The 26,135-nt window shown below is 63.8% G+C and carries 24 protein-coding genes; 10 read left to right on the forward strand and 14 right to left on the reverse strand.

Annotated features, from left to right (window positions below; all coding sequences use genetic code 11):
• Positions 1-468, reverse strand: a complete 468-nt coding sequence (locus tag MUY37_RS03540; protein ID WP_499194030.1) for a cupin domain-containing protein — start codon at positions 466-468, stop codon at positions 1-3.
• Between the two features lie 29 nt (positions 469-497).
• Between MUY37_RS03540 and dapE the strand changes: the two genes are divergently transcribed.
• Both dapE and MUY37_RS03550 read left to right on the forward strand, forming a co-directional pair.
• Positions 498-1,634, forward strand: a complete 1,137-nt coding sequence (dapE, locus tag MUY37_RS03545) for a succinyl-diaminopimelate desuccinylase (protein WP_499194031.1) — start codon at positions 498-500, stop codon at positions 1,632-1,634.
• Positions 1,635-1,750: 116 nt separating this feature from the next.
• Positions 1,751-2,989: a dicarboxylate/amino acid:cation symporter gene (locus MUY37_RS03550; protein ID WP_499194032.1), complete on the forward strand. Its 1,239-nt coding sequence runs from the start codon at positions 1,751-1,753 to the stop codon at positions 2,987-2,989.
• 13 nt (positions 2,990-3,002) lie between these two features.
• Here the strand turns inward: MUY37_RS03550 and MUY37_RS03555 are convergent, their stop codons facing one another.
• From MUY37_RS03555 to MUY37_RS03580, 6 genes are all read right to left on the reverse strand, one after another.
• A complete protein-coding gene (locus MUY37_RS03555; RefSeq protein WP_499194033.1) occupies positions 3,003-3,428 on the reverse strand; it encodes a hypothetical protein in 426 nt (141 codons plus the stop codon).
• Positions 3,429-3,440: 12 nt separating this feature from the next.
• Entirely contained in the window at positions 3,441-4,097 is a 657-nt protein-coding gene (nth, locus tag MUY37_RS03560) for an endonuclease III (protein ID WP_499194034.1), read from the reverse strand.
• The gene (locus MUY37_RS03565) at positions 4,094-4,870 is read right to left on the reverse strand and encodes a hypothetical protein (RefSeq protein WP_499194035.1); all 777 of its coding nucleotides are present in this window, start codon (positions 4,868-4,870) and stop codon (positions 4,094-4,096) included. Before MUY37_RS03565 ends, nth begins: the two co-directional genes overlap by 4 nt.
• A 69-nt stretch (positions 4,871-4,939) precedes the next feature.
• Positions 4,940-5,737 carry an ion transporter gene (locus tag MUY37_RS03570; RefSeq protein ID WP_499194036.1) on the reverse strand — a complete coding sequence of 266 codons (798 nt, stop codon included), beginning with the start codon at positions 5,735-5,737 and terminating at the stop codon, positions 4,940-4,942.
• Positions 5,738-5,741: 4 nt separating this feature from the next.
• A complete protein-coding gene (gene dapB / locus MUY37_RS03575) occupies positions 5,742-6,470 on the reverse strand; it encodes a 4-hydroxy-tetrahydrodipicolinate reductase (protein ID WP_499194037.1) in 729 nt (242 codons plus the stop codon).
• The gene (locus MUY37_RS03580) at positions 6,445-8,355 is read right to left on the reverse strand and encodes an acyltransferase family protein (protein ID WP_499195107.1); all 1,911 of its coding nucleotides are present in this window, start codon (positions 8,353-8,355) and stop codon (positions 6,445-6,447) included. The genes dapB and MUY37_RS03580 overlap by 26 nt, the downstream gene beginning before the upstream one ends.
• Before the next feature lie 41 nt (positions 8,356-8,396).
• On the opposite strand from MUY37_RS03580, the gene MUY37_RS03585 reads away from it, so the two are divergent.
• A complete protein-coding gene (locus tag MUY37_RS03585; RefSeq protein ID WP_499194038.1) occupies positions 8,397-9,098 on the forward strand; it encodes an NAD-dependent deacylase in 702 nt (233 codons plus the stop codon).
• Here MUY37_RS03585 and MUY37_RS03590 read toward each other — a convergent pair.
• The 3 genes from MUY37_RS03590 to rpsT all read right to left on the reverse strand — a co-directional run bounded on the left by MUY37_RS03590 (position 9,087) and on the right by rpsT (position 12,134).
• Positions 9,087-9,860: a HesA/MoeB/ThiF family protein gene (locus MUY37_RS03590; RefSeq protein WP_499194039.1), complete on the reverse strand. Its 774-nt coding sequence runs from the start codon at positions 9,858-9,860 to the stop codon at positions 9,087-9,089. The two genes, MUY37_RS03585 and MUY37_RS03590, sit on opposite strands and share 12 nt — an antisense overlap.
• Positions 9,861-9,970: 110 nt before the next feature.
• A complete protein-coding gene (gene dnaA / locus MUY37_RS03595) occupies positions 9,971-11,383 on the reverse strand; it encodes a chromosomal replication initiator protein DnaA (RefSeq protein WP_417323238.1) in 1,413 nt (470 codons plus the stop codon).
• A gap of 490 nt (positions 11,384-11,873) precedes the next feature.
• The gene (rpsT, locus tag MUY37_RS03600; protein WP_115417690.1) at positions 11,874-12,134 is read right to left on the reverse strand and encodes a 30S ribosomal protein S20; all 261 of its coding nucleotides are present in this window, start codon (positions 12,132-12,134) and stop codon (positions 11,874-11,876) included.
• Between the two features lie 212 nt (positions 12,135-12,346).
• Here rpsT and msrB point away from each other — a divergent pair, with 212 nt between their 5' ends.
• Positions 12,347-12,748, forward strand: coding sequence for a peptide-methionine (R)-S-oxide reductase MsrB (msrB, locus tag MUY37_RS03605; protein WP_499194040.1), 402 nt, complete (start codon positions 12,347-12,349; stop codon positions 12,746-12,748).
• Between the two features lie 104 nt (positions 12,749-12,852).
• Positions 12,853-15,024 carry a transglycosylase domain-containing protein gene (locus tag MUY37_RS03610; protein WP_499194041.1) on the forward strand — a complete coding sequence of 724 codons (2,172 nt, stop codon included), beginning with the start codon at positions 12,853-12,855 and terminating at the stop codon, positions 15,022-15,024.
• A gap of 82 nt (positions 15,025-15,106) precedes the next feature.
• Here MUY37_RS03610 and MUY37_RS03615 read toward each other — a convergent pair whose 3' ends face one another.
• The 3 genes from MUY37_RS03615 to hflK all read right to left on the reverse strand — a co-directional run bounded on the left by MUY37_RS03615 (position 15,107) and on the right by hflK (position 18,731).
• Positions 15,107-16,678, reverse strand: a complete 1,572-nt coding sequence (locus tag MUY37_RS03615; RefSeq protein ID WP_499194042.1) for a Do family serine endopeptidase — start codon at positions 16,676-16,678, stop codon at positions 15,107-15,109.
• A 111-nt stretch (positions 16,679-16,789) separates the two neighbouring features.
• A complete protein-coding gene (gene hflC, locus MUY37_RS03620; RefSeq protein ID WP_499194043.1) occupies positions 16,790-17,623 on the reverse strand; it encodes a protease modulator HflC in 834 nt (277 codons plus the stop codon).
• Position 17,624: 1 nt separating this feature from the next.
• A complete protein-coding gene (hflK, locus tag MUY37_RS03625) occupies positions 17,625-18,731 on the reverse strand; it encodes a protease modulator HflK (protein WP_236925813.1) in 1,107 nt (368 codons plus the stop codon).
• A gap of 118 nt (positions 18,732-18,849) precedes the next feature.
• Between hflK and MUY37_RS03630 the strand changes: the two genes are divergently transcribed.
• Genes MUY37_RS03630 through MUY37_RS03645 form a run of 4 tightly spaced genes read left to right on the forward strand, consistent with a single transcriptional unit; the run spans position 18,850 to position 24,564 of the window.
• Positions 18,850-19,812, forward strand: coding sequence for an Mrp/NBP35 family ATP-binding protein (locus tag MUY37_RS03630; RefSeq protein ID WP_499194044.1), 963 nt, complete (start codon positions 18,850-18,852; stop codon positions 19,810-19,812).
• Positions 19,791-22,088, forward strand: a complete 2,298-nt coding sequence (locus MUY37_RS03635; RefSeq protein WP_499194045.1) for a xanthine dehydrogenase family protein molybdopterin-binding subunit — start codon at positions 19,791-19,793, stop codon at positions 22,086-22,088. The genes MUY37_RS03630 and MUY37_RS03635 overlap by 22 nt, the downstream gene beginning before the upstream one ends.
• On the forward strand, positions 22,085-23,113 hold the full coding sequence (gene hemH / locus MUY37_RS03640; RefSeq protein ID WP_499194046.1) for a ferrochelatase: 1,029 nt from the start codon (positions 22,085-22,087) through the stop codon (positions 23,111-23,113). The genes MUY37_RS03635 and hemH overlap by 4 nt, the downstream gene beginning before the upstream one ends.
• A gap of 38 nt (positions 23,114-23,151) precedes the next feature.
• Positions 23,152-24,564: a cytochrome P450 gene (locus MUY37_RS03645; protein WP_499194047.1), complete on the forward strand. Its 1,413-nt coding sequence runs from the start codon at positions 23,152-23,154 to the stop codon at positions 24,562-24,564.
• Between the two features lie 78 nt (positions 24,565-24,642).
• Here the strand turns inward: MUY37_RS03645 and MUY37_RS03650 are convergent, their stop codons facing one another.
• Positions 24,643-24,801 carry a DUF1674 domain-containing protein gene (locus MUY37_RS03650; protein WP_499194048.1) on the reverse strand — a complete coding sequence of 53 codons (159 nt, stop codon included), beginning with the start codon at positions 24,799-24,801 and terminating at the stop codon, positions 24,643-24,645.
• Between the two features lie 57 nt (positions 24,802-24,858).
• Between MUY37_RS03650 and MUY37_RS03655 the strand changes: the two genes are divergently transcribed.
• On the forward strand, positions 24,859-26,100 hold the full coding sequence (locus MUY37_RS03655; RefSeq protein WP_499194049.1) for an RsmB/NOP family class I SAM-dependent RNA methyltransferase: 1,242 nt from the start codon (positions 24,859-24,861) through the stop codon (positions 26,098-26,100).
• The last annotated feature ends 35 nt before the right edge of the window (positions 26,101-26,135 follow it).

Raw genomic sequence — 26,135 nt, forward strand, 5'->3', positions numbered from 1 at the left:
TCAGGGGATACGCTTGGTCGGGTAACGTGTGCCATCCTTGCGCGCGTAACCGTCGGGATCGAAGACCATGTCGATATCGGGATATTCGCCCGAATCGCGGTCCTTGTCGCCCGCGCTGACCGCCACGAAGATGCAGTCCGCGTCCGACCGGTTGTGAAGCCGGTGGCCGTTCTCGACCCCCGCCGCCCAGGCGAGCACATCGCCGGGGCGGACAACGGTCTCGCCCTCGTTCTCGATCAGTATTGCCTCGCCTGCAATCATCACCAGCAGCTCGTCTTCGAGGCGGTGCCAGTGGCGCTGCGAGGAATAGGCGCCCGGCTTGAGCACGACATGGCTCGCCCCCATCTGCGTTAGGCCGGCAGCGGGTGCGAGGCGGCGATACCAGCGGCCCGCAACATCGGCGTCGAAGGGCGCGGGATACCCCGTGGCATTGGTTTGGGGGATGGCATCGAGATCGAGCTTGGGCATTGTTGCGCACTCCTGCTAGCGGGACAAGGATGACCGAAGTTCTCGACCTCGCCAAGGCGCTGATCGCCGCGCCCAGCGTCACCCCGGCAACAGGCCCGGTGTTCGATGCGATGGAGGCCATGCTGGCCCCGCTTGGCTTCGAGGTGACGCGGTTCAAACGCGGTGAGGGCGAGGAAGGTTCGCCCGAGGCCCCGGTAGAGAATCTCTTCGCGATCCGCCGCGGCCCCCCCGGTTCGAAGCATTTCGCCTTTGCCGGCCACCTCGATGTCGTCCCTCCGGGCAGCGGCTGGGCGAGCGAGCCCTTCGAGCCGGAACAGCGCGGCGAACTGCTTTACGGGCGCGGCGCGGTAGACATGAAGGGATCGATCGCCTGCATGGTCGATGCGGTGGCGAAGGTGCCTGCCGATGCCGGGACGATCAGCTTCATCATCACCGGCGACGAGGAAGGCCCCGCGCTGCACGGCACGCGCGCGCTGATCGATTTCATGCGCGAACACGGCCACCAGCCCGATCTGTGCCTGGTCGGCGAACCGACCTCAGTGAACCGGCTCGGCGACATGATGAAGATCGGGCGGCGCGGCTCGGTCAATATCTGGCTCGAGGTCGAAGGCACGCAAGGCCATGTCGCCTATCCGCACCTCGCCGATAATCCGATCCCCAAGCTGGTCGCCATGCTTGCAGAGCTGGACACGCTGGTGCTCGACGAGGGGACCGACTGGTTCCAGCCCTCCAACCTCGAGATTACCGATCTAGAGGTCGGCAACATGGCGCATAACGTCATCCCCGCGAAGGCCGAGGCGCGTATCTCGATCCGCTTCAACGACCAGCATTCGGGCGCGTCGCTGTCGGAGAAGGTAGGTGCAATCGCCGAGAAGCACGGGGGCGTGGCAAAGCCGATCATTTCGGGCGAGCCCTTCCTCACCCCGCCGGGCGAATTCAGCGATATCATCGCCGCCGCCGTAAAGGCCGAGACGGGAATCGATCCCGAACCTTCCACCACCGGCGGCACCTCCGATGCGCGGTTCCTGCGCGCCGTGTGCCCGGTGATCGAATTCGGCCTGTGCAACGCAACCATGCACAAGCGCGACGAGGCGGTGGCCATCGAGGACCTTTCGACGCTAAGCCGTATTTATGCGCGGATTGCTCGTGACGCCTTGACTGCCTGATCTTTTCAATCAGTCATTGCGAGCGTAGCGAAGCAATCCAGGGAGGGGCGCTCGGCGCTCTGGATTGCCGCGGCGACTTTGTCGCCTCGCAATGACTTGGAAATGGGGTGCGCCGAATGCTGAAGACCTGGTTCGAAATTCCGCTGTGGCAGCGCGTGCTGACCGCGCTCATCCTCGGCGTGCTCACGGGCTGGGCCTGGGGGCCGGAAGCGGAAAGCATCAAGTGGATCGGCGATTTCTTCATCAAGTCGATCAAGATGCTGGTGGTGCCGCTGATCTTCTTCAGCCTGGTCGCGGGCGTTGCCGCCATTGGCGATCTGCGCAAGCTGGGTGCGGTCGGAGGCAGGGCGATGCTGCTGTTCATCGTCACCGGGCAGATCGCGGTATGGTTGGGGCTGGGGCTCGGCACGTTCGTCGCGCCGGGTGCAGGCGTCGATACCAGCGCGATCCAGAAGGGGGCGACCCCCGAACCGCAGGAGACCACTGCGGTCGACATGATCCTGTCCATCGTACCCGAAAGCCCGGTGCAGGTGATGGCCGATGTGGCAGTGCTGCCGCTGATCGTCTTCTCGCTCCTCATCGGGATCGGCATATTGATGGCGGGCAAGGACGGCGAGCCGGTTCAGAAGGTGTTCGATAGCGGCGCGGTCATCATGCAGAAAGTCACCATGCTGGTGATGGAGCTGACCCCTTTCGGCGTCTTCGCGCTGATGGCCTGGGTGGCGGGGACGCTGGGCATGGATGCGCTGGTCAGCCTCGCCAAGCTGGTCGGCCTCAATTACCTCGGCTGCCTGCTGATCATCGTGCTGATCTATGGCAGCATGATAAAGTTCCTCGCGCGGTTGCCGGTGCGCGATTTCTTCCGCGGCATCGTGGATGCGATGGCGGTGAGCTATTCGACCGCCAGCTCCAATGCGACGCTGCCGGTGACGTTGCGCTGCGCGGAACGCAATCTCGGCGTCTCTAATTCGGTGGCGAGCTTCGTGATCGCTCTGGGCGCGACCATCAACATGAACGGCACGGCGATGTATCTCGGCCTTGCCACGCTGTTCGGCGCCCAGATCTTCGGGGTCGACCTGTCGATGGGCGACTATTTCCTCATCTCGATCCTCGCCACACTGGGCGCGGTCGGCGCGGCGGGCATTCCGGGCGCGGGCCTCATCATGATGGCGCTGGTCTTCGGCGCGGTCGGCGTGCCGCTCGAAACGATCGCCTTCGTCGCGGGCGTCGACCGGATCATGGACATGATGCGCACAACGACGAACGTCAGCGGCGATGCTGCGGTGGCGACGACGGTGGCGGTGATGACGGGCGAGATCGACCGGGGCGAAATGGTCTCGGCGGATGATGTTTGATTGGAGCGTCCACTCAGGACTGAACGAATAGAACCTTGATCGCTGCGGCCACTAGCGCGGCAATGATCACGCCGATGCCAACTCGCCAATCATCATTCTCGATACTCATTCCCTCGACGATCTGGTCGTCCTCCACCCAACCTTTACGGTAAGTGTTGCGCAGCCAGAAATAGATGATGAGCGCGCCAGGAAGTGGCACGATCGGAGCAAGCCACACAGGAATTAGCTCACCACCCATGAACACAAATAGCATCGCTGCACCTAGATAAGCGAGCGAGGCTGTCCACATAGCCCGTTCGTCCGGTCGCTTCTTCAATGCTATGGTTCGACCAAATACGAAGACGAAGGGGATGTTTAGGGCAAAGCCCATGGCGAGTATGAATCCTAGCATCATAGCCATCTCTGATGGCGTGGCGTCTTGAAGCATTTCATTCCACATTTACGACCCTCCTCATCTCACCCGTCCCTTCGGCACCTCCAATACCTTCTTCCGGTAGCTGCACAAATCCACCACCGGGCAGCGCCAGCACTCCGGCGTGCGCGCCTTGCACACGTACCGGCCGTGCAGGATCAGCCAGTGATGCGCGCCGAGGCGGAAGGGCTGGGGGACGCGTTTTTCGAGTTTCGCCTCGACCTGCTCGGGCGTCTTGCCCTTGGCGAGGCCGGTGCGGTTGCCCACGCGCAGGATATGCGTGTCGACCGCGAAGGTTTCCTGCCCGAACCAGCAATTGAGCACGACATTGGCGGTCTTGCGGCCCACGCCGGGCAGGCGGACCAGATCCTCGCGCGTGTCGGGAACCTCGCCGCCATATTCGTCGACCAGCAACTGGCTAAGCGCGATCACGTTCTTCGCCTTGGAGTTGAAAAGGCCGATCGTCTTAATGTGCTCCTTGAGCCCCTCTTCACCCAATTCCAGCATTTCCTGCGGCGTCTCGACCTCGCGGAACAACGCGCGCGTGGCCTTGTTCACGCCGACATCGGTTGCCTGTGCCGAGAGCGCCACGGCCACCACGAGCTGGTAGCAATTGCCATATTCCAGCTCGGTCTCGGGCGAGGGATTATCCTCCGCCAGCCGCCGGAAAAACTCGAAAATCTGGTCTTTGGTCACTGCGCCTCGGGATCTGTCACGGGAGGAGTAGGATCGGTCTCGACCTCTGTCCCATCCAGCGGAACCGGGTCATCGATTGCGGAGTTTTCGGCCTTATCGATTAGCCCGCTCCTGCGTTTCTCCTCTTTCTTTTCCTCTTCTTCGGCAGCCGTCAATTCCTGGGCGGCTTGTTTTGCTAGGGTCGCGACAGCTTTTTCGACCGAGGCCGCATCTTCATACCGGCCGATATCCATGAACGCTTCGGGAAGTCCGTAGGTTATCGCATGGTCGGCGGTCCGGTCGTTCGCCAGCTTGCGCAGAATGTCGGTCCGCACCCGTGTGCGCTCCGCCTCCATCAGATTGATGAGTGCGGGCAAGGTCTGTTCATAGAAGAGATCCTTGTTCAACGCGCCCTGCGCCCCCTGGAAAAAGGTCGAACTGGTCGAGAATGCCGTCGCCAGATTGCCCGAAGATACGGAAGCCAGGGCGCTGGTATACAGGCCGAACAGCGATGCGAGGGCATTGCCCGACTTGTTCTGGCTGGTGAGCCCGATCACGAAATTGCGATACTTCGCATCGATCGCCGCCAGATAGGTGAACAGCACTTCGTCGCGAAACGACCGCTTGCGATCCTTGGACAGCGAGGCGTATTTCTTAATCGCCTTGTCGGGCGAATAGGTGGTTTGCGCCGTAGATTGGAGGCTGTTCATATCAAGAACCGGCGTCGGCCGCCCCTGCAGTGTCGAACAGCCCGACACGGATATTGCCGATAGAATGAGAATCGCTCTTTTCATTGGTATTCCCCCCCGGAAATGATGAAAGCTAGCCTATCACACTATTTGGCATATGAAAGAATGGAGGGGCTATATGTTGCTGTTCCCTTCGATCTCTTCGAGTGCTTTGCGCATGGCCTCGCGCCGCCGCTGCATCGCGTCGCTGAAAGCCGCCGCGACAATCCCTGTCGGCAGCGCCACCAGCAGCACGCCGCCCACAGCCACCACCATTCCGATCAGGCGTCCGGCGGGGGTAATCGGATAGACATCGCCATAGCCTACCGTGGTCAGGGTGATGACCGCCCACCACAAGGCGCGGGGGATCGATCCGAAGGCCTGCGGCTGGATCGCCCCCTCGATCCAGTAGAGCCCCGCCGCGCCCAGCAGCACGAGCACGAAGGCCAACGTCGCGCAGACTAGCAGATCGTAGCTGCGTTCCTTCAGAGCGCCCATGATTTCGCGCATGGCGGCGGAAAAGCGGCTGAATTTCAGAATCGAAACGATCCTGAGCAGCCGGATAACGCGCAGCACGGCGGCGTTTGCGATGAAGAAGGGAGCCAGGCTGACCACGACCACCAGCAGATCGACCAGCCCGATCGGCGAGATCATAAACCGCCAGCGCTTTGACCAGTCGGACCCTGGCCCCTCGCGCTCCGGCGCGGCATAGATGCGCGCCACATATTCGAGCAGGAAGATCGTTCCGAAGATGAGTTCGGCGATCAGCAGCTCGCGATTGTAAGGCTCGCGTATCAGCGGTTCGGTTGCCACGATACTGACGGCCAGTGCGGCAAGGATGGTCCAGACCACCACGATGTTGAGCCCCGTGAGCTTGCCGTTAGGCCAGGAGCCGATATGCAATTGCTGGTGAAGGCGCTCGCGCAGGGTCACGGTGTCAGATGCCCAGGACTTCTTCCATCGTGTAACGTCCGGGCGCGCGCCCGATCAGCCACTCGGCAGCCCGCACCGCGCCGCGCGCGAAAATGCTGCGGTCCTCGGCACTGTGAGACAGGGTGATGCGCTCATCCTCGCCGGCGAGAATGACGCTGTGCTCGCCCGCCACCGTTCCCCCGCGCAGCGCGGCAAAGCCGATCGCGCCGTCTCGCCGCGCGCCGGTATGCCCGTCACGCCCGCGCTCGGAATGGTCGGCGAGGGTGATCCCGCGTCCCCCGGCTGCTGCTTCGCCGAGCAAGAGGGCGGTCCCGCTGGGGGCGTCGACCTTGCGGCGATGGTGCATTTCGACGATCTCGATATCCCAGTCAGGCCCCAGCCGTGATGCCGCCTCGCGCACCAGATGAGCGAGCAGGGTCACGCCAAGCGACGTATTGCCGGTCTGCAAGACCGGAACTGCCCGCGCAGCGTCGTCGATCGCCGTGTGATGCCTGGCTTCCAGCCCGGTCGTGCCGATCACGATGGGAATGCCCGCGCCGATCGCCGCGTGAAGGTTCGCCTCCAGCGCCGCGGGTGCGGAAAAATCGACCAGCGCGCTGCTTCGATCGGCCAGACCGGCCACGTCGCCGCCCCTGTCGATGCCGCCAGCTACCGTGTGGCCGCTCGCCGTGATAACCTCGGCAAGCGCCTGTCCCATCGCGCCTTCGTTACCGACTATTCCGATCAGCGCCAATTTGCTCCCCCTTATGCGGCAATGGTTCTGTGTCGAGCACTAGCCGTGCGCCCGCAAGGGTCAAATGGTGGCTGTCGAAATAGAGCGGTCTGTCCGCAATTGCGATCCGACCGGTTTCATCGTCGAACAAGGCGATGGCGGGATCGACGATGGCGACACCTTGCGCCCCCCATTCATCATAGCGGTGTGTGATCCATGCGGTCTGCCTGAGATAGTCTTCCCGCGTGCGGGGGGCGGGCATGGTTGTGCCATAGGCGGCCGAACGGGCAAGGGCGCGCGGCACATCGTATGGCTGCGTCGGAACCGGACCGGCCAGCACGACCTGTTTTCCCGCAGTAAGCAGTCGGGAGATGGTTTGGTCGAGCAGGTCCGCGGCTTGCGTCCTTCCATCCTCGATCCCCGTCCAGAAGGCGGCGAAATAGACGGTCGTGATTTCCGGACGGGTCAGGATTTCGGACAGGACGGCATCGTTGAAGGTTCCGCAATCGCGGTTTCTCCCGTCGACGAATCCCGGGATCGGCGGGCAACTGCCCAGTGTACGCTGCTCGATCGCGCGGCCCTCCCGCTCCGCGCGTTCTCCCAGCACCCAGGCGAATTCCACTCCGTGACTGTCGCCCCACACGACAGCGTCCGGGACGGTCTTGGCACCCAGTGTGCAGGCGGCCTGAGGAGGTGCGTATTCGCTTTTGAGACATCGGCCGCGCAGAGGGCTGGTATCCTTCGCTCCACTGGCAATCCGGCCGACCGGATCCGGAAAACGCGATGCCCAAGGTCCCAAGGCAATCAAGGCGAGGCAGAAGGCGCCGAGACCGGCAAACCCCGCCGCGCTCATAGCGAAAATCCCTTTTCGCGAATGACGCTGGCTATCGCGCCAGGGCGTTTCGATCCATCTCAGGCTTGCCCAGGACAGCAGGATCGAAACCGCGATGACGAGCACCGATTGCCAAGGGGAAAGCGCCGACCCTTGCGCATATTCGGTGAAGACGATCAGGGGCCAGTGCCACAGATAAAGCGAATAGCTGATCAGGCCGATCCAGACTGCCGGTCTCCAGGAAAGCGCACGCCCCGCGCTCGTGCCCGGCGCGCAATGGATCAGTAAGGCAGCGCCCAGAACCGGCGGGACGGCGGCCAGGCCCGGGAAGACCGTGGTGCTGTCGTACATGAAGACGGCAAAGACGATGAGCGCGATCCCTGCCCAGGCGAGCGCTTCGCGGACCGGCCGCGATGCCACCGGCGGGATGGCCCCGATTGCCAGCAGGGAACCGGCAAGCAGTTCCCAGCCGCGCGGCGGCAGCATGTAGAAAGCGAAGCCGCCGGGGTCGGCTTGCGTGGCCAAGGCCCATGCGAAACTCGCCATCGCCGCCAGCCCTACCAATACAATGCGCCAGCGCGGAACCACCGCCGCGATCAGGACGAGGCCCAGGGGAAAGAAGATGTAGAACTGCTCCTCCACGCCCAGCGACCAGGTGTGCAGCAGCGGCATGGTCTCCGCCGCGCCCTGAAAATAGCCTGTCTGGCTGAAGAACCAGATATTGCCGAGGAAGAACAGGGCAGCGAGGGCCGACTTCGGCACATCCTCGAAATCGCCCGGCATAAACAGGGCCGAGGCGGCTGCCAGCACGAACAGAACGAGCGCGAACAGCGCCGGCAGAATGCGGCGCGCCCGGCGCTCGTAGAAGTGCCAGAGCGAGAAGCGACCCTCGTCCACCTCGCGTGCGATGATCCCGGCAATCAGGAAGCCGGAGATGACGAAAAAGATGTCGACCCCGACGAAACCGCCCGAAAAAGCCGGAGTGCCAGCATGATAGAGTACCACCGGCAGCACGGCGAGTGCGCGCAACCCATCGATGTCGGCGCGGTAGGCGGATTTGCCTTTAGGTTGCATCACTGTTGACCTTGCCGCCTTGTCCGTCAGATGGACGTTCCATGACAGACATTCGCAATATCGTCATCCTTACCGGAGCAGGTGTCTCGGCAGAGAGCGGAATCGACACGTTTCGCGATGCGGGCGGGTTGTGGGAACAGCACAAGGTCGAGGATGTGGCCACGCCCGAAGGCTTCGCGCGTGATCCCGATCTCGTGCTGCGATTCTACGATATGCGGCGCGAGGCGATCCAGACCAAGCAACCAAATGCCGCGCATGACGCGCTGGCACGGCTCGATGCCGAATGGGATGGCGAACTGCTGATCGTCACGCAGAATGTCGATGATCTGCACGAACGCGCCGGGGCTGGCCGGGTGCTGCACATGCACGGTACACATCTCAATGCGTGGTGTACGGCCTGCGATAAGCGCATGCCTTGGACCGGACCGATGATCGATCGACCCGCCTGTCCCGCCTGCGGCGAACGCAGCCTTCGCCCCGACGTCGTCTGGTTCGGCGAGATGCCCTATGGAATGGGGCGCATCCAGGCCGCCTTGCGGCAGGCCGATCTGTTCGTGAGCATTGGCACCAGCGGGGCAGTCTATCCCGCAGCCGGCTTCGTGCAGGATGCCCGCGCCATGCGAGTCCGAACGCTCGAGCTCAATCTCGAAGCCAGCATGGGTTCGCGCTGGTTCCACGAATCGCGCCATGGCCCGGCAACCCGGATCGTGCCGCAATGGGTCGATGAGCTATTAGGCGGTTGAGCCGCAACCCGTACAGGCGGGGTCCTTGGCGATGGTGAAGCTGCGCATTGCGGGCTTCAGACCATCGAGCAGATGCACGCGGCCCCAGTCGCTTTCGCCCAGCGCGCCGACCCCGTCGAGCAGAATGCGTACCGCCTGCATCGCCGCGAAGGTGGCGACCCAGCCGGCCATGGCGCCCAGCATGCCGTCTTCGGCGCACGTATCGCAGTCCTCGGCATCGAAGGCATCGCCGACGAAACAGCGATAGCAGGCCTCCCCCGCCAGGTGCCCCGCAAAGGCACCGACCTGTCCCTGAAAACGACCGACGGCGGCCGACAGTAGCGGCACGCGTTCCGCGACGCAGGCGTCGGAGACGGCGAGACGGGTGGCGAAATTATCGGTCCCGTCGAGCACGAGGTCCGCCCCGACGACCAGGTCGTGCGCATTGTCGGTCGTGATCCGGCGATCGCTGATGCTCACTTCCAGCTCGGGGTCGAACCCCGTTACCCAGCGCTTGGCCACCACAGCCTTGCCGTGTCCGATATCGCGGGTGTTGAAGAGGGTCTGGCGCTGGAGGTTGCTGACATCGACCCGGTCGTCATCGACCAGCGTCAATTTCCCGATTCCCGCGCCAGCCAGATATTGCAGCGCGGGGCTGCCAATCCCGCCGAGCCCCACCAGCACCAAATGCCTGCCCGCCAGCGCGACCTGGCCCGCGCCACCGATCTCGGGCAGCACGATATGGCGCGCGAAACGGTCGAGGCGGTCGGGGGATAAGCTCATGAGCAGGCTGTTGGCAGGCTGTGGGCAAGCTGTCGACAGGTCTGTGTACAGACCTGTCGACAGAGAGCGCTTAATGTGTGGAGCAACCGAAAGGCCGCGCTAGTTCCCCGTCAGCTTTCCAGCTGTCTCAACAGGCTGCGCACATCGCCATCCATATCGGCATCGCGCTGGCGCAGGTCCTCGATCAGGCGCACGGCGTGGATAACGGTGGAATGGTCACGTCCGCCGAACTTGCGCCCGATCTCGGGATAGCTGCGCGGCGTGAGAACCTTCGAGAGATACATAGCCACCTGACGCGGGCGGACCACGGCGCGCGCACGGCGTTTGCTGCTCATTTCCGACCGGTCGATCCGGTAGAACTGGCAGACCGTGCGCTGGATTTCGTCGATCGTAATCCGGCGGCGATTGGCCGACAGGATATCGGTCAGTTGTTCCTCTGCCAGTTGGAGCGAGACTTCCTGACCCGTCAGTTGGGCATAGGCGATCAGCTTGTTGAGCCCGCCCACCAGCTCGCGGATATTGCGCGTGATGGTTCGGGCGAGGAAATCGAGCACGTCGCCGGGCACCTCGAGCGGCGCAAAACGTGTCAGCTTGGAGGTGAGAATCTTCTTCCTGAGTTCGATGTCGGCCGCCTGGATATCGGCGACCAGACCCATGGAGAGACGGCTGAGCAGGCGCGGTTCGACGCCGTCGAGTGCCTGCGGTGCACGGTCGGCCGCGAAGACCAGACGCTTGCCTTCGGCCAGCAGCGCGTCGATCGTATAAAGCAGTTCTTCCTGCGCCGACGCCTTGCCGATGATGAACTGGATATCGTCGACCAGCAGCAGGTCGAAGCTGCGCAGGCGGGCCTTGAATTCGAGCATCTGGTTGGCTTTGAGCGCCTGGACGAATTCGACCATGAACCGCTCGGCGCTGCAGTAGAAAATGCGGCTGCGCGGATGGGCCTGCAAAAAGCTGTGGCCGATCGCGTGGAGCAGATGCGTCTTGCCCTGGCCGGTCGCGGCCTTGAGATAGAGCGGCGAGAACTGCGGTTTTTCCGTCGCACCCATGCGCTGCGCCGCGTTGAAGGCCAGCACATTGGCTTCGCCGGTGATGAAGGCGGCGAAGGTCAGGCTCGGGTCGAGGCCGACCGAGCTGGTGAAGCCGGTGTCGCCCAGCGTGTCCGCACCGATTGCCATCATCGACGTGTCGGCTCCGTCATTGGCCGGACGGCGGCCATCGGCATGCAGCCGCAGATCGGCGACCTGGCGGCGGCCCGGATGGACCTGGATGCGCACGTCGCGTACTTCGCTGCGGGCAATCTTCCATGCCAGGCTCAGCCGGTCGGCAAAACGATCCTTGACCCAGTTGGCGCTGAATTCGGTGGGCAGGAACAGGTCGAGCGTGCCAGTATCCTTGTCGATGCCGCCGACCTGGATCGGCCTGATCCATTGGCTGTGCAATTGGTGGCCAAGATCCTTGCGGAGCCCCTGGCTGATATCGGCCCAATCCGCAGCCAGGTTTACCGCTTCTTGATCTTCCATGAAATCGTCCTGTGACTGCCGGGCGCCATTATTCGATGCCTTGCGCATTCTCTTACCATCCCCCGCTCGGCGTCTCGCGACGCCTGTTTCGTTCGCCCGATAGCGACAAGGGCAGGCACAGCACGGCCTTGTCCGGAAAAGGCGTTTCCGGAAGTCCCCTTGGCATATTCGGTTTTTAAAGGGCCCGGGCTGTCCCGCCCCGGGCTGAGAACCATTGTGTAGGTCTCACGCCGGATGAGTCGCAAGGGGGATAACTGCAAAAAATCTGAAATATACTTGTTGACTCGTGCCTAAGCCGCAGGCCTTCGTTCAACCCTATGGTTTTATTGGGAAAGACCCGATTTGATGCTACGAATCGCGGGATTTGCGTGGGTTCGATTACTATGCCGTGACAGGTCCGTATCGGAATGAAACCGGAATACGACAAAGGGGCCGCCGGGAACCCGGCGACCCCTTTCGTTTTCGCGTCCGGACGAGCCGGAAAAGCGAATCAGAGCGCGGCGACGCGCTTCGTCAGGCGGCTCATCTTCCGGGCCGCAGTGTTCTTGTGCAGTACGCCGCGCGCGACACCGCGGGCGAGTTCGGGCTGGGCAGTCTTGAGCGCGGACTGTGCGCCATCCTTATCGCCCCCTTCGATCGCCACTTCCACCTTCTTGAGGAAGTTGCGGATACGGCTCATGCGGGCACCGTTGATTTCGGCCCGGCGGGCGTTGCGGCGGATGCGCTTCTTGGCTTGCGGCGTGTTGGCCATAAAGGTTCTCGGGTCTGTCCTCGTCAGGCCGCACGAGATGCGCGGCGGGTAATACTATACGATGCGTGCGAAAAGGCGGCACGGGCCGCCGGAAAGCGGCGCACTTAGCGCTGCCCCCCCGAATCGTCAAGCAATTCGTCGACCATTTCCGGAACCGTGTGCACTGGCTCCGGTTGGCCCTATATGAGGTGTTCCAGAGGAAAGGACAAGGCGTGCGCGACAAGCCCGAATTGAGCGATGCCGAATGGCGTGAGAAGCTGACGCCCGAACAATACCACATCCTGCGCGAGGCAGGGACCGAACGCGCTTTCACCGGCAAATACGACAAGCATTATGATGCCGGGGAATATTACTGCGCGGGGTGCGGCCAGAAGCTGTTCGGGAGCGAGGACAAATACAATAGCGGCTGCGGCTGGCCGGCCTTTACCGAACCTGCCGAGGGAGAGGCAGTGGAAGAGCATCGCGACGTGTCGCACGGAATGGTTCGTACCGAGGTTACTTGTTCAAATTGCGGCGGCCATCTGGGGCATGTGTTTCCAGACGGACCACGCGATCGCGGCGGTTTGCGCTATTGCATCAATTCCGCAGCGCTCGATTTCGAACCCGAGGGCTGATTGGCCGGAACATGCGCTTTGGCCGTTCACGCGGTGTTAGACCTCGCCATGCGAGTTTGTGACACTTAATAGGGCCGCGAACAACAAGGGTGCCTGCACAGCCGATGGATAAAAGAGGGAGCCGCCGCAAGAGCGCGGCGCGCACGAAACGCGCTGGACGGGCGTCCGCCGACAAGCCGCACAGCCGCGTCAGGTTCTGGGCGCGCCGCGTGGCGATCTGGGGCGGCGCGCTGGCATTGCTGGCCGCCTTGTTCGTCGGCCTCGCCGTGGCCTTCGCGGCACGCTCCATGCCCAGCTACTATCAGCTCAAAGCGACGCAAACCGCGCAGACCATCGTGGTTCGCGCGCGCGATGGCACGGAAATCGTCGAGCTCGGGCCGAGCTTCGGCAAGTGGCTTACAGCGGACGAAATTCCGCAGGTCATGAAGGATGCGATGATCTCGGTCGAGGATCGGCGCTATTATTCCCACTTCGGGATCGACTTCTGGCGCACGGGCGGCGCGATCGTGGAGGGCATTACCGGGTCGCGCTCGCGTGTGGGCGGGACATCGACGATTTCCCAGCAGCTCGCCCGCAATGTCTTTCTCAACACCAACCGCACGCTCGATCGCAAGCTGCGCGAGGCGGTTCTGGCCATGGCGCTGGAAGCGAAGTTTTCGAAGGAACAGATCCTCGAGCTCTATCTCAACAAGGTCTATTTCGGTGGCGGAGCCTATGGCATCGACAGCGCCAGCCGGAAGTTCTTCAGCCATCCCGCCACCGAATTGTCCGTTGCCGAAGCGGCGATCATCGCCGGCCTGGTCAAGGCGCCCAGCCGCTATTCACCCACTGCCGATATCGATGCCGCAGTCGGCCGTGCGAGCGTGGTGCTGCGTCTGATGAAGGAACAGGGGCGTATCGCACCCGATGTCACGGTCGATCCCAGTGCCGTCAATCTGAAAGAGGAAGCCGGGCAGAATTCGGTCCGCTACTTCACCGACTGGGTGCTGCCGCAGCTCGACCTGCTGCTGCCGGAAACGTTCGAGCCGATCGAGGTGTGGACCACGCTCGATGTCGGAATGCAGCGCGCGGCGACCGCAGCGATCCAGTCGAACACGCCGGACAGTGCGCAGGGCGCGCTGGTCAGCATGGACCGCGATGGGGCGGTCCTCGCCCTGGTAGGCGGCACCGACTATGTCGAGACCAATTACAACCGCGCCACAGATGCGATGCGCCAGCCCGGCTCTGCCTGGAAGCTGTTCGTCTATCTAGCGGCGCTCGAGGCGGGATACACGCCGGACGACCGCGTGATCGATACGCCGGTGAGGATCAACGACTGGAGCCCGCGCAATTCCAGCGGGCGCAATGTTGGCGAAATCGACCTGCGCACCGCCTTTGCGTATTCGATCAACACGGTCGCGGCGCAGCTCGGCAACGAGGTCGGCTTTGGCACGGTCGCCTCGATGGCGCGGCGTTTCGGCATCAGCAGCGAGATCAATACCTATCCGGCGATGGTCCTGGGCACCAACGAAGTTCGTCTGATCGATATGACGCGGGCCTTCGCGGGCGTTTCGGCCAAGGGCAATTCGGTCGAGCCGTACGGCATCCTCAAGGTCGAAACGGGCGAGGGGGAATTGCTGTATCAGCACGAACAGGCGCGCAGCACGCAGCTCGTGCCCGATTATGTCGCGGCCGGAATCACCGATCTGTTGCAGACCGCCGTTGCCACCGGCACGGGACGCGCGGCGCAGATCGGGCGTCCGGTGGCGGGCAAGACCGGCACGACCAGTTCGAACAAGGACGGCTATTTCGTCGGCTTTTCGTCGGGCATCACGACCGGCGTGTGGATGGGCCGCGACGACAATAAGCGGGTGGGCGGATTGCAGGGCGGCACCGCGCCGGCGCGCGCCTTTGCCGCCTATATGCGCTATGCGGTGAAGGATCGCCCGGTCGAGGAATTCGACACCGACCTGCAATTGCCCGAATGGCAGCTCGAGCCCGATGACGAATACATGCTCGGCGATCCGGAGGATTACTATTTCATCGACGAGCAGGGCAATCTGATCGAACCAGGCACGTCCGACAGCCTGCGCGAAGACCCTTTCGCAGAGGAATTCGATCGCACGCTCGATCCCGATCGCCAGCGTACTCCGGTCGCCCCCGCTCCGCGCCCGCTCCGGCAACCCTCGCGCGGGGCCGATGGCGCCCCGCAGGCGGTGGGCGACGATTTTCTCGACGAAGCGACTGGCGCCCGTCCAGAGCAACGTCAACCGCCTGCGCCGCGCCCGACCAACTAATCTGACCGACTAATCTGGCGAGCAAGAAAAAGGGCGGCCCTTCCGGTGGGGAAGGACCGCCCTTTACTGTCAGCGTGCCGCGCTAGCGCAGTCTGACCGCGATATACTGTGCCGGACCGCCACGGCGTTGAGCGCGAAGCAAAACCGCTTCACGCTTGTCACGCTGTGCCTCGCGGATGGTGTTCTCCAGATCCTCGAGACTTGCCACCGGACGATAATTGGCCGTGAGAATGATGTCGCCCCGGCGCAGACCCTTGCGCGCGGCGTCCGAATTCTGGTCCACGCCTGCCACGACCAGGCCCCTTGTATCGGCGCTGACACCGAGCTGGCGCGCGATCTGCGGGGTAAGCGGGAGCGCTTGCAGGCCGAGCTTCTCCTCGATCACTGCATTGTCGCCCGGCTCCATCGTCTCCTCTTCCTCGGCATCGGGATTGAAGAGCTGCTGCTGGCGCAGTTCCTCTTCGCTCGGCCGCTTGCCGACGGTCACATTGACGCGGCGGGTTTCACCGTCGCGGATCAGTTCGACCGGAATCTTGGTGCCGGGACGGATATTGGCGACCAGGAAAGAGAGCGTCTGGTCGGGCGTCACATCCTGACCGTTGACCTTGGTCACGATGTCGCCAGGGCGGATACCGGCCTCTTCGGCAGGCTCTCCGGGCTGGACCGACTGGATGAACTCGCCCCGGTTTCGCGCGATGCCGAGCGAATCGGCAACATCGTCGGTCACCGGCTGGATTTGCACACCGAGATACCCTCGCTCGATTTCGACCCCGTCGCGCAACTGGCTGACGATCGGCGCGGCGATTTCAGCGGGGATGGCGAAGCCAATGCCCACGCTGCCGCCCGAAGGCGAGAAGATCGCGTTGTTGATGCCGATGACATTGCCCTGCATGTCGAACAGTGGACCACCCGAATTGCCGCGATTGATGGCGGCATCGGTCTGAATGTAGCGGTCATAGGCGCCGCCCTGGCCGGTGTTGCGATAGACTGCGGAAACGATGCCCGAAGTCACCGTGCCGCCGAGGCCGAAGGGATTGCCGATGGCCACCACCCAATCGCCCGGGCGCGCCTGCGCACTGTCGCCGAATTCGACGAAGGGGAAGGCGTCGCGGCGGCTGATCTTGAGCACGGCAAGGTCGCTCTGCGCGTCGGTGCCGACCAATTCGGCCTCGTATTCGGTGCCATCGGGCATGGTCACGGTGATTTCTTCCACCGTGCCGCGTCCGCTGGGGCTGACGACATGGTTGTTGGTCACGACATAACCGTCTGCCGAGATGATGAATCCCGAACCGAGCGACTGGCCTTCGCGGAATTGCGGTTCCTGCTGCTGACCACGGCGGCGGTTGAACAGGCCTTCGAACGGCGTGCCCGCGAAGGGGTTGCCGTTACCGGTCGCCACTTCGATCCGCTGGCGGGTCGAAATGTTGACCACCGCCGGTTGGAGCTGCGCCGTCAGATCGGCGAAACTCTCGGGAGCACCGGCACGCGGCACGACCCGGGCCATGTGGCTGTCGTCGTTCTGGGCGACCTGGGCGCCCGCCGGATAGCCGGTCGCGAGCGAGATTGCGGCGCCGCCCACCAGCAGCGCACTCGTCACGGAATATGCATATCGCACTGGCTTCACGTCCTTTTCGTCCTCTTCCTTAGCTTGCATGGTTTGCAGTCAGCTATTGTTACCGATCTGCTTGCCCTGCGTTTCGGCGGGCGACTGTCGCGCCCGCCGCTGAACGCCGTTTGAACGACGTCCAAACCACTCGACGAACGATCAACGCCGCCCGCGGAACTGTCGCAGATATTCATTGTCCGGCGACAGGATGATGCTGCTTTCCGATGGGTTTTCGCCATTGGAAAAAGTGGCGTCGTAGCTCTGCATGGCGCGGTAGAAATCATAGAATTCGGCATCCTTGCCGAACGCGTCGGCATAGATACGCGCCGCTTCGGCGTCAGCTTCGGCGCGAATGATACGCGCATCGCGGCTGCCGCCTGCACGGATCGTGCGCGCCTCGCGCTCGCGATCCGATTCCATCCGTCGGAAGGCCGATTGCAGCGGGGCTTCGGGCAAATCGGTGCGCATGATCTTCACGTCGACCACCTCGGCGCCATATTGGCGTGCCTGCCGATCTAGATTGGCGCGGACATTGGCCAGCGCGCTGCCCCTTTCGGCGGTCAGCATCGACTGGAAGGTCCGGCGGCCAAGTTCCTGACGCAATACCGAGTTGAGGATCGGCTCGAGCGCGTTGCGCACGCCTTCGGTGGTGCCTGCGCGTTCGACCATGCGAACCGGGTCGGTAATGCGGAACCGCGCATAGGCATTGACCAGCAGGCGCTGCTGGTCGGCCGAAAGCACTTCCTCGTCGTTCATCTCGAGATCGAGCAGGCGCTTCTCGATCCGGCGGACCGAATCGATGAAGGGAATGCGCAGGTAGAGGCCGGCATCCGTTTCGCCGCCGGGCGTGTTGACCACGCCGACTGGCTCACCCGTCCGGATTATGACGGCCTGTTCCTCTTCGGGGACGACATAGGCGCTCATCATGAAGGCGACCAGCAATACGCCCAGCGCGATCACGGCGGTGCGATGGTTTTGCAAGAAATTGGTCATGTTACTGCCCTTCCGGTGCCGTCACGGTGGTCGTGGGTTGCTGCGCCCGGCGTCGAATTTCCGGCAAGGGGAGATAGGGGGTCACATTGCCGGTTTCGACGATGGTCTTGTCGGTCTGGCTCAGTACACGCTCCATGGTCTCGTAATAGAGGCGCTGGCGCGTGACCTGCGGCGCGAGGCGGTACTGTTCGTACACCTTGTCGAAGGCTTCGGCCTCACCTTCGGCCTGGGCGAGCACTTGCTGCGCATAGCCGCGCGCCTGGTTGCGCGCCGCATCGGCGTTTTGCTCTGCCACCTGCACGTCACGGAAGGCGTCGACCACCTGAGCGGGCGGGTCGGCCTTCTCGATTTCGACACCCAGTACGCGAATGCCCGCGCCATAGCTGTCGAGCGTCGCCTGCATGCGTTCGCGCACGTCCTGTTCGATCGCCGCACGGCCCTGGCCGGAGAAAGTCTCGTCGAGCTCGGTCTCGGCCACCGAAGCGCGCATCGCTGCCTCGGCTGCCTCGTTCACGGTCTCGACCGGATCGACCACGCGGAATTTGAAGCCCTCGAGGTCCTTGATGTTCCACCGCACGATATAGGACAGGTCGACCAGGTTCTGGTCGCCGGTCAGAATCAGTTTGGCCTGATTGTTATTGCCGGGGATCCTGACCGACCGGACACCTTCGACGTCCTCGATATCGACTGTCTCGATGGGGAACGGGGCAGTGAAGTTGAGCCCCGGTTCGAGCGGGCGCGTGTAGTTGCCGAGCGTTTTCACGACCCCCTGCTGTTGCGGGCCGACCAGGTGGACGCTGGTCGCCAGCACACCGATGCCGATCACGGCGATGACCGCGATCGGGAACCAGCTCTTGCCGCCGGGGCGCTGGGGGAAGCGGAAATTCGGGCCGCCGGGGCCTCCGCCACCGCTGCGGCGCGGCCCTTCGGGTCCGCGGCTCTTGAAGATATCCTCGATATTCGGCGCCCGGCGACCGTCATTGCCGCCCGGGGGCAGCCAGGGATTGCGCGGCCCCTTCGGCTTGTCGCCATCCTGTGCACCCGTCGGCTTGTCGCCATCGCCACCCTTGCCGGAATCGCCGCCCCAAGGGTTTTTCTTACCTGTCATCGCGAGGGAAATCCTCTGTCCGAACCCGTCCAAAACTCTCATGGTGCTTGTTATAGGTGTGCTTCGCGGGAAAAACAGGGGTTGCAGCGCGCTTTTCGATGCTACAGCAGCCGCCCTCATGAGTTCGATCGATCCAAAAACGCTACTGCCCCCCAGCCTTGCCGCGCGCGTGAGCGCGCTCACCATCAAGAACGGGAGGGCGATAGCCGTCGTGGATGCCGCCGGGTTGGGCACCAAGGATCGCGGCGATATCGAGCGCGCGATTTCCGATACGCTCGGCCAGCGCGAGGATGTTTCCGAAACCCGCGTGGTCTTGACCGCCGAGCGCAAGCTGCGCCGCCTGATCGCTGTTGGCAGCGGCAAGGGCGGGGTCGGCAAATCGACGCTGACCGCCAACCTCGCAGTGGCGCTGGCCAAATTGGGGCACAAGGTCGGGCTCGTCGATGCCGATGTCTACGGCCCATCGCAGCCGGTCATCTTTGGCAATCAAGGGCAGAAGCCGGTCGCGCGCGACGAGAAACTCGTTCCGGTCGATAGCGATATCGGTATCCCCGTTCTGTCGATGGGCCATTTGGTCGAACCGGGCCGCGCGCTTGCCTGGCGCGGACCGATGGCGGGCAATGCCCTGTCGCAACTGATCGATGCGCATTGGGACGATGTCGATACATTGCTTGTGGATCTGCCGCCGGGCACGGGGGATGTGCAGTTGACGATGCTCCAACGGTTCAAGCCCGTGGGCGCGGTGCTGGTCTCTACACCGCAGGACCTTGCCTTGATCGATGCCGCGCGGGCGGGCCAATTGTTCGACCAGGCGGGTGTGCCGATCATCGGCCTGGTCGAAAACATGGCGGGATATGCCTGCCCGCATTGCGGCGAAGTGTCCGATCCCTTTGGCAAGGGCGGGGTCGAGACGGCGGCACAGCGGCTCGACCTCCCTTTCCTGGGGCGCATCCCGCTCGATCTCGCCATTCGGGAGGGGAGCGACAAAGGCGTGCTTCCGGCCGCAGGTGATGATGTGCTGGCCCAGCCCTTCGATGACATCGCCGCCAAGATCCACGCATGGATTGGCGCGCAAAGCTAGACGAACTTCCGGTCACGCGGCGCCAGTTGATCGCGGGCGCGGCAGTGGGCGGCGGGCTGGCGGTCGCCTGGTGGCTGTGGCCGCGCCACTATTCCAGCCCGCTCGCTCCCCGCCCCGACGAACGCGATTTCGGTGGCTGGATGACGATCGGCAGCGATGGTGTGGTGACCGTGGCTGTGCCGCAGCTCGAAATGGGCCAGGGGGTTGCCACGCTGCTCGCGCAGGTCGTGGCGGTCGAACTGGGGGCCGACTGGCGCCAGATAGCGGTGGAACCGGTTCCGCCATCGGGCCTTTACGCCAATGTCCCGCTCGCGGCGAAATGGGCTCCGTTGTGGTCCAATCTACCCAGCCTGGCGGGTGATGCTGACAGCCTTCTGGCAGAAAATTTCGCGCGCGCAAACGCCTTCGCGGCGACGGCACGGGGCTGCTCGCTTATCGCCTATGAACAGCCCATGCGCGAGGCGGCGGCGAGTGCGCGCGCCATGCTGGCCATGGCGGCGGCGGCACGCTGGGAGGTCGATTGGGAGGAATGCGAGGTCCAAAGCGGGCTGGTGCGGCATGGCGAGCGACAGCTCGATTTCGGCGTGCTCGTGGCCGAGGCTGCCGAATTCGACCCGCCCGACCCTGCGCCCTTGCGAGTTCAGCCTGCGAGCGAGGATACCTCTCCGGCAGAGGCTGAGCTCGATCCCGATTTCCCGCGCCTCGACCTGCCCGCCAAGGTCGATGGCAGTTTCCTTTTCGCGGGCGACATTCGCCTGCCGGGGCTCGTCTATGCCTCCATCCGGCACGGCCCGCTGGGCAAGCCGGACCTGTCCGCGTTCGAGGCGGGAGCTGTCGAGGGTCTCAGGGGCCTGGTCGGCGTGGTCAAGTCGAAACGCTACCTCGCCGCAGTGGCGGAAAGCTGGTGGATCGCCGAACAGGCGCTGAAGAAAATGCGCCCTGTGTTTGCCGGGCCACCTGCCGTCGAGAGCGCCGCTGCGCTGGAGGCGCTGGAGGCCGCGCATGACGAGGTCGATCCCAGGCGCATACGGGAAGTCGGCAGCCCCGACGATCTTCTCGTTCGGCCCGATTATTCGCAAAGCTATTCGGTGGCACCGGCCGTCCACGCGACGATAGAGACCGCAAGCGCGACCGCGCGGTTCGATGGCGATACGCTGGAATTATGGATCGCGGCGCAGGCGCCCGAGCTCACGCGCCGGGCGGCCGCCAAGGCGATCGGCATTTCGCGGCAGGATGTGGTCCTCTATCCCACAGCCGCCGGGGGAAGCTTCGATGCACGGCTCGAACGCCGCCATGCGATCGAGGTGGCGCAGATCGCGAAGCAGATCGGTCGCCCCGTCAATCTGACCTGGCCGCGTGTGCAGGAATTGCAGTCGGTGCCCGTACGCACGCCGGTAAGCGCGCGCCTCGAAGCTGCATTCCTCCCCGCATCCGGCGGACGGATTGCGGCGTGGCGCTCGCGTCTGGCGATGCCTGCGACCGTCCGTGAATTCGGGCGGCGGCTGTTCGACAACAAGACCCCGCAGGCGGCCATGGAGCACGCGGCGGGGGAAACCGATGCGCTCGCCTGCGAAGGCGCCGTGCCGCCCTACAGAATAGACCATGTGGCAGTCGATCACCTGCCCGTAACCCTGCCATTTCCGACCGGGCAGATGCGCGGGAATGCGCAGGCCTACAACGCCTTCTTCTCAGAGAGTTTCGTCGATGAGCTGGCCGAACGCGCGGGCCGCGATCCCTTCCTCTACCGCATGGAAATGCTGTCCGGCTTGCCGCGCATGGCCGACACGCTGCGCCGTGCGACCCGGCTTGCCGGATGGGATGGTGGACGCCGGGGCACGGGGCAGGGGTTGGCGCTGGCCCGCTTCGGATCGCCGGAAAGCGGCGGCTGCATCGCCTGCGTTGCGCAGGCGGCGCTCGGCCAAGGCGGGGTGCGCGTCAGACGTTTGCATGCCGCAGTCGATATCGGGCGCGTGGTGAATCATGACATCGCCCGGCAACAGATCGAAGGCGGGCTGATTTTCGGGCTCTCCCTCGCAACCGGGTCCAGCGTGGCTTATGAAGACGGCAAGCCCGTGCCCGGTCGCCTCGCCGGACTGGCCCTGCCGACGCTAGCCAACACGCCCGAAATCGTTGTGGAATTGCTGGCCAGCGATGCGCCGCCCTTCGATCCAGGCGAACTCGGCGTGGCCGTCGCGCCCCCTGCGATTGCGAATGCCCTTTACTCCGCGACCGGAGTGCGCTTTCGCCGCCTGCCATTGCTATCGGAGGGCCTATGACCTGGCAGACGCAGAAACTTCCCCTCGATCATCCCCCGGTGAAGTCGGGCAGGGTCGGGGTGTTGATCGTTAATCTCGGCACGCCCGACGCGCCCGAAGCCGGGCCGGTGAAGCGCTATCTGGCGGAATTCCTGTCGGACCGCCGCGTGGTCGAAATCCCGCCGATCGCCTGGCAGCCGATCCTGCGTGGGATCATCCTCAATACCCGGCCGAAAAAGAGCGCCCATGCCTATCGCCAGGTCTGGACCGAAGAGGGATCGCCCCTCGCGGTTATTACGCGCAAACAGGCCGATGCGATGCAGGTGCGACTGGGCGAGCAGGTGACGGTCGATTGGGCGATGCGCTATGGTACGCCGTCGATCCCGGACCGTTTGCAGTCGCTGATGGATGCCGGGTGCGAGCGCATCCTGCTAGCCCCCCTCTATCCGCAATATAGCGGAGCGACGACGGCAACGGTGGTCGACAAGGCGGCCGACAAGCTCAAAGCCATGCGCTGGCAGGCCAGCTTGCGTACCTTGCCGCCCTATCATGACGATCCGGCCTATATCGATGCGCTGACGAGCGATTTGTCGCGTCAGTTGGATGGTTTGGAGTTCGAGCCCGAAGTGCTTCTGCTGAGTTTCCACGGCATGCCGCAGCGCACGCTCGATCTGGGCGATCCCTATCACTGCCACTGCCAGAAGACCTCGCGATTGCTGCAGGAGAAACTGGCCCGCCCGGGCCTGCGCTTCCGCACCACGTTCCAGTCGCGCTTCGGGCGTGCCAAATGGCTCGAACCGGCAACCGATGTGGTGCTCGAGGAAGAGGCGAAAGCGGGCACGAAGCGTCTGGCCATCGCCGCGCCGGGATTTTCCGCGGATTGCCTCGAAACGCTGGAGGAACTCGCCATCCAGGGGCGCGAACAGTTCACCGAAGCGGGCGGGGACCATTTCGCCGCGCTGTCCTGCCTCAACACATCGGATGCGGGTCTCACCATGCTCGAAACCTTGCTGCGGCGCGAATTGGCGGGGTGGATTAACGCCTAGAAATTACTTACACTGCGGTAAGTTGTCAGGAGCTACCTATGGCCACGCTTGCCTCGCACCAACCCGCCGACCTTGCGCCAACGCACTGGACCGAAGGCAATCCCAGCGACGACGAGCTCGCCCACATTCCGGGAGAGGCTGGCTGGCCGCTTGTCGGCAACACTTTCAAAATGCTCGCCGATCCGCACGGCATGGCCAAGTCGATGGTCGAGAAGTACGGCCGGGTGTACAAGAACAAGGCGTTCGGCGGATGGAACATCGCGTTGATCGGCGCGGATGCCAATGAACTTGTCCTGTTCGACCGGGACAAGCTGTTTTCATCCGAGCAGGGCTGGGGGCCCATACTCGACAAGCTGTTCCCGCGCGGGTTGATGCTGATGGATTTCGACCATCACCGGGCCGACCGCCGGGCGCTGTCGATTGCATTCAAGCCGGGGCCGATGCGGCATTATTCGGGCGCGCTCAACCGGGGAATCGCCAAGCGTGTGGCGGAATGGGGTGCCAATGGCTCCAAGGGCGGAATGCGCTTCTACCCCGCGATCAAGGAACTCACGCTCGATCTCGCGGCGGACAGTTTCATCGGCATCCCCTGGGGGCCTGAGGCGGAGCGGATCAATCGTGCATTCATCGATATGGTTCAGGCCAGCGTGGCCCCCGTGCGCAGGCCGTTGCCCTTCACCCAGATGAGGAAGGGCGTCGACGGGCGCGCCTTTCTGGTCGACTATTTCACCAAGGAAACGCATCGCCGCCGCGCCGAAGGCGGCGGGCAGGACATGTTCAGCCAGTTTGCTACGGCAGAGTACGAGGATGGCAGCCTGATGCCGGTCGACGAGGTGGTCGACCATATGAATTTCCTCATGATGGCCGCGCATGACACGATCACCTCCAGCGCGACCTCGCTGCTGTGGCTGCTTGCCAAGCATCCCGAATGGCAGGACAAGTTGCGGGCCGAGGTCGAGACCGTAACCGGGGGCGTCGATGCCGATGGCCGCGTGCGCGATCTGGCTTACGAAGATCTCGGGAAGCTCGAGCTTACCGAAATGGCGTTCAAGGAAGCGCTGCGCTTCATTCCACCTGTGCCCTCCATGCCGCGCCGCGCGCTGCGCGATTTCGAATATGGCGGTTACAGGATTCCGGCGGGCACTCCGGTCGGAATCAACATCCACTGGACCCATCACAGCGAGGATTACTGGGACGAACCGGAAAAGTTCGATCCGATGCGCTTCACGCCCGAAAAGGTGAAGGCGCGCCACAAATACGCCTGGGTTCCCTTTGGCGGGGGCGCCCATATGTGTCTGGGCCTCCACTTTGCCTACATGCAGGTGAAAATCCTGATGGCCCAGCTCCTGCCGCGTTACCGTGTGGACCTCGTCGGCGGCGACCCGGAATGGCAGGCCTGGCCGATCCCCAAACCGAAGGACGGGTTGAAGATTACGCTGACGGCGCTGTAAATTTCCGGAACGAGCGGGGGTCTCGCATGGCGGGATGTGGCTTCCACACCTGTCGCCCCGCCATCGCGGGGATCGCAGCTAGAAGTCGATCGCGATACCGTCCTTCACCCAATCGCCATACCGGGTCGGGCTCAATTCCTCCTCGTCCTCGTTCTTCTTCGGTTCGGGCGGAGGATCGTTGGTCCAATGGGCGGGTTTCTCGAACCCGTCGGGCCGTTTCGTTGCGCGGTCGGTCATGCTTGCAAGATGATGACGCTGGCGGCTTTGCGCAAGTGCGCGTAAGGCGCGCGGCCAATGGCCCAACCCCAAGGTATCCACGCCCGCCGCGCGGCGCTACGCCTGCTCGATGCGATCCTGCGCCGCGGCGAGACGCTCGACATTGCCTTTAGTGGCGCGACTAGGGACGTGCGCAAGTTCGAGGACAAGGCGCTCGCCCGCGCCATCGCCAGCGAAGTGCTGCGCTGGATGGTCGATATCGATGCGCTGATCGATTCCGCGACCAAAAAGCCGCTGCCGCATGATGCCAAGGCGCGCATGGTGCTGCGCATGATGCTGGCCCAGTGGTTGCGGCTGGGCACCCCGCCGCATGCGGTGGTGGCGACCGGGCTTGACCTTCTGGCAGGCGGCCCGCGTCGTCTGGCGCATGGAGTTTTTTCGACGCTGACGAGCAATGCAGCATCGCTGCCCGATGCGCCGACCCTGCCCGGAGAGGCTGCCATGCGCTGGGGGGAGCGAGCCCCAGCCATCGCCGCCGGTCTCGCGGACCCGCCGCCGCTCGATCTCACATTGCGCGATCCGGCCGAAACCGAGCACTGGAAGGTCCAGCTTTCCGCCGACAGTCTGATGCCCGGCCAACTGCGCCTGCCGCGGGGCGAGAATGTCGAGAACCTGCCCGGTTTCGCCGAAGGGGCATGGTGGGTGCAGGACCTTGCCGCATCGCTGCCGGCGCGCTTGCTGGGGCAGGGTGAGGGGCGGCATGTGCTCGATCTGTGCGCGGCACCGGGCGGCAAATCGCTGCAACTGGCGGCACAGGGATGGCAGGTTACCGCGCTCGATATTTCCAAGCGTCGGCTCGATCTGCTCAAGGCCAATCTCAAGCGAACGGGCTTGAAGGCCAGCACCGTGCGCGCCGATGCCCTGAAGTGGGAACCGAAGCACCAGTTCGACGCGATCCTGCTGGATGCGCCCTGTACCGCCACTGGCACGGCGCGCAGACACCCCGATGTGCTGCATCGTATCGGTCAGCGCCAGATCGAGGAGATGGCAGAACTGCAAGCCACTCTGCTGGAACGCGCGCAGGGATGGCTCAAGCCCGGCGGTACGCTGATCTACGCCACCTGCTCGCTGGAGCGCGAGGAGGGCGAAGAGCGGGCGCGAGATGTGAGACTGACACCATCGCCGATCACCCCGGACGAGCTACCCGAAGGCCTGGCCCCTGCCGCTGAAGGCTGGCTGCGCACCGATCCGGGCCTGCTTGCCGAGGACGGCGGGCTCGATGGCTTCTTCGTCGCGCGTTGGGCTAAGGCCTTGGGCTGACCACCCGAGTCCGGGCTCGCAACCAGCTCGCCGAA

Origin of the sequence: Qipengyuania sp. ABI-127-1, from assembly GCA_022953095.1 — a bacterium.
Lineage (GTDB): Bacteria > Pseudomonadota > Alphaproteobacteria > Sphingomonadales > Sphingomonadaceae > Qipengyuania.

Excerpts from the sequence above, each read along its gene's own strand:
- MUY37_RS03540 (WP_499194030.1), bottom strand. The coding sequence starts at position 468 with ATGCCCAAGCTCGATCTCGATGCCATCCCCCAAACCAATGCCACGGGG.
- dapE (WP_499194031.1), top strand. The coding sequence starts at position 498 with ATGACCGAAGTTCTCGACCTCGCCAAGGCGCTGATCGCCGCGCCCAGC.
- MUY37_RS03550 (WP_499194032.1), top strand. The coding sequence starts at position 1,751 with ATGCTGAAGACCTGGTTCGAAATTCCGCTGTGGCAGCGCGTGCTGACC.
- MUY37_RS03555 (WP_499194033.1), bottom strand. The coding sequence starts at position 3,428 with ATGTGGAATGAAATGCTTCAAGACGCCACGCCATCAGAGATGGCTATG.
- MUY37_RS03565 (WP_499194035.1), bottom strand. The coding sequence starts at position 4,870 with ATGAAAAGAGCGATTCTCATTCTATCGGCAATATCCGTGTCGGGCTGT.
- MUY37_RS03580 (WP_499195107.1), bottom strand. The coding sequence starts at position 8,355 with ATGCAACCTAAAGGCAAATCCGCCTACCGCGCCGACATCGATGGGTTG.
- MUY37_RS03585 (WP_499194038.1), top strand. The coding sequence starts at position 8,397 with ATGACAGACATTCGCAATATCGTCATCCTTACCGGAGCAGGTGTCTCG.
- MUY37_RS03590 (WP_499194039.1), bottom strand. The coding sequence starts at position 9,860 with ATGAGCTTATCCCCCGACCGCCTCGACCGTTTCGCGCGCCATATCGTG.
- dnaA (WP_417323238.1), bottom strand. The coding sequence starts at position 11,383 with ATGGAAGATCAAGAAGCGGTAAACCTGGCTGCGGATTGGGCCGATATC.
- rpsT (WP_115417690.1), bottom strand. The coding sequence starts at position 12,134 with ATGGCCAACACGCCGCAAGCCAAGAAGCGCATCCGCCGCAACGCCCGC.
- MUY37_RS03610 (WP_499194041.1), top strand. The coding sequence starts at position 12,853 with ATGGATAAAAGAGGGAGCCGCCGCAAGAGCGCGGCGCGCACGAAACGC.
- MUY37_RS03615 (WP_499194042.1), bottom strand. The coding sequence starts at position 16,678 with ATGCAAGCTAAGGAAGAGGACGAAAAGGACGTGAAGCCAGTGCGATAT.
- hflC (WP_499194043.1), bottom strand. The coding sequence starts at position 17,623 with ATGACCAATTTCTTGCAAAACCATCGCACCGCCGTGATCGCGCTGGGC.
- hflK (WP_236925813.1), bottom strand. The coding sequence starts at position 18,731 with ATGACAGGTAAGAAAAACCCTTGGGGCGGCGATTCCGGCAAGGGTGGC.
- MUY37_RS03630 (WP_499194044.1), top strand. The coding sequence starts at position 18,850 with ATGAGTTCGATCGATCCAAAAACGCTACTGCCCCCCAGCCTTGCCGCG.
- MUY37_RS03635 (WP_499194045.1), top strand. The coding sequence starts at position 19,791 with ATGGATTGGCGCGCAAAGCTAGACGAACTTCCGGTCACGCGGCGCCAG.
- hemH (WP_499194046.1), top strand. The coding sequence starts at position 22,085 with ATGACCTGGCAGACGCAGAAACTTCCCCTCGATCATCCCCCGGTGAAG.
- MUY37_RS03645 (WP_499194047.1), top strand. The coding sequence starts at position 23,152 with ATGGCCACGCTTGCCTCGCACCAACCCGCCGACCTTGCGCCAACGCAC.
- MUY37_RS03650 (WP_499194048.1), bottom strand. The coding sequence starts at position 24,801 with ATGACCGACCGCGCAACGAAACGGCCCGACGGGTTCGAGAAACCCGCC.
- MUY37_RS03655 (WP_499194049.1), top strand. The coding sequence starts at position 24,859 with ATGGCCCAACCCCAAGGTATCCACGCCCGCCGCGCGGCGCTACGCCTG.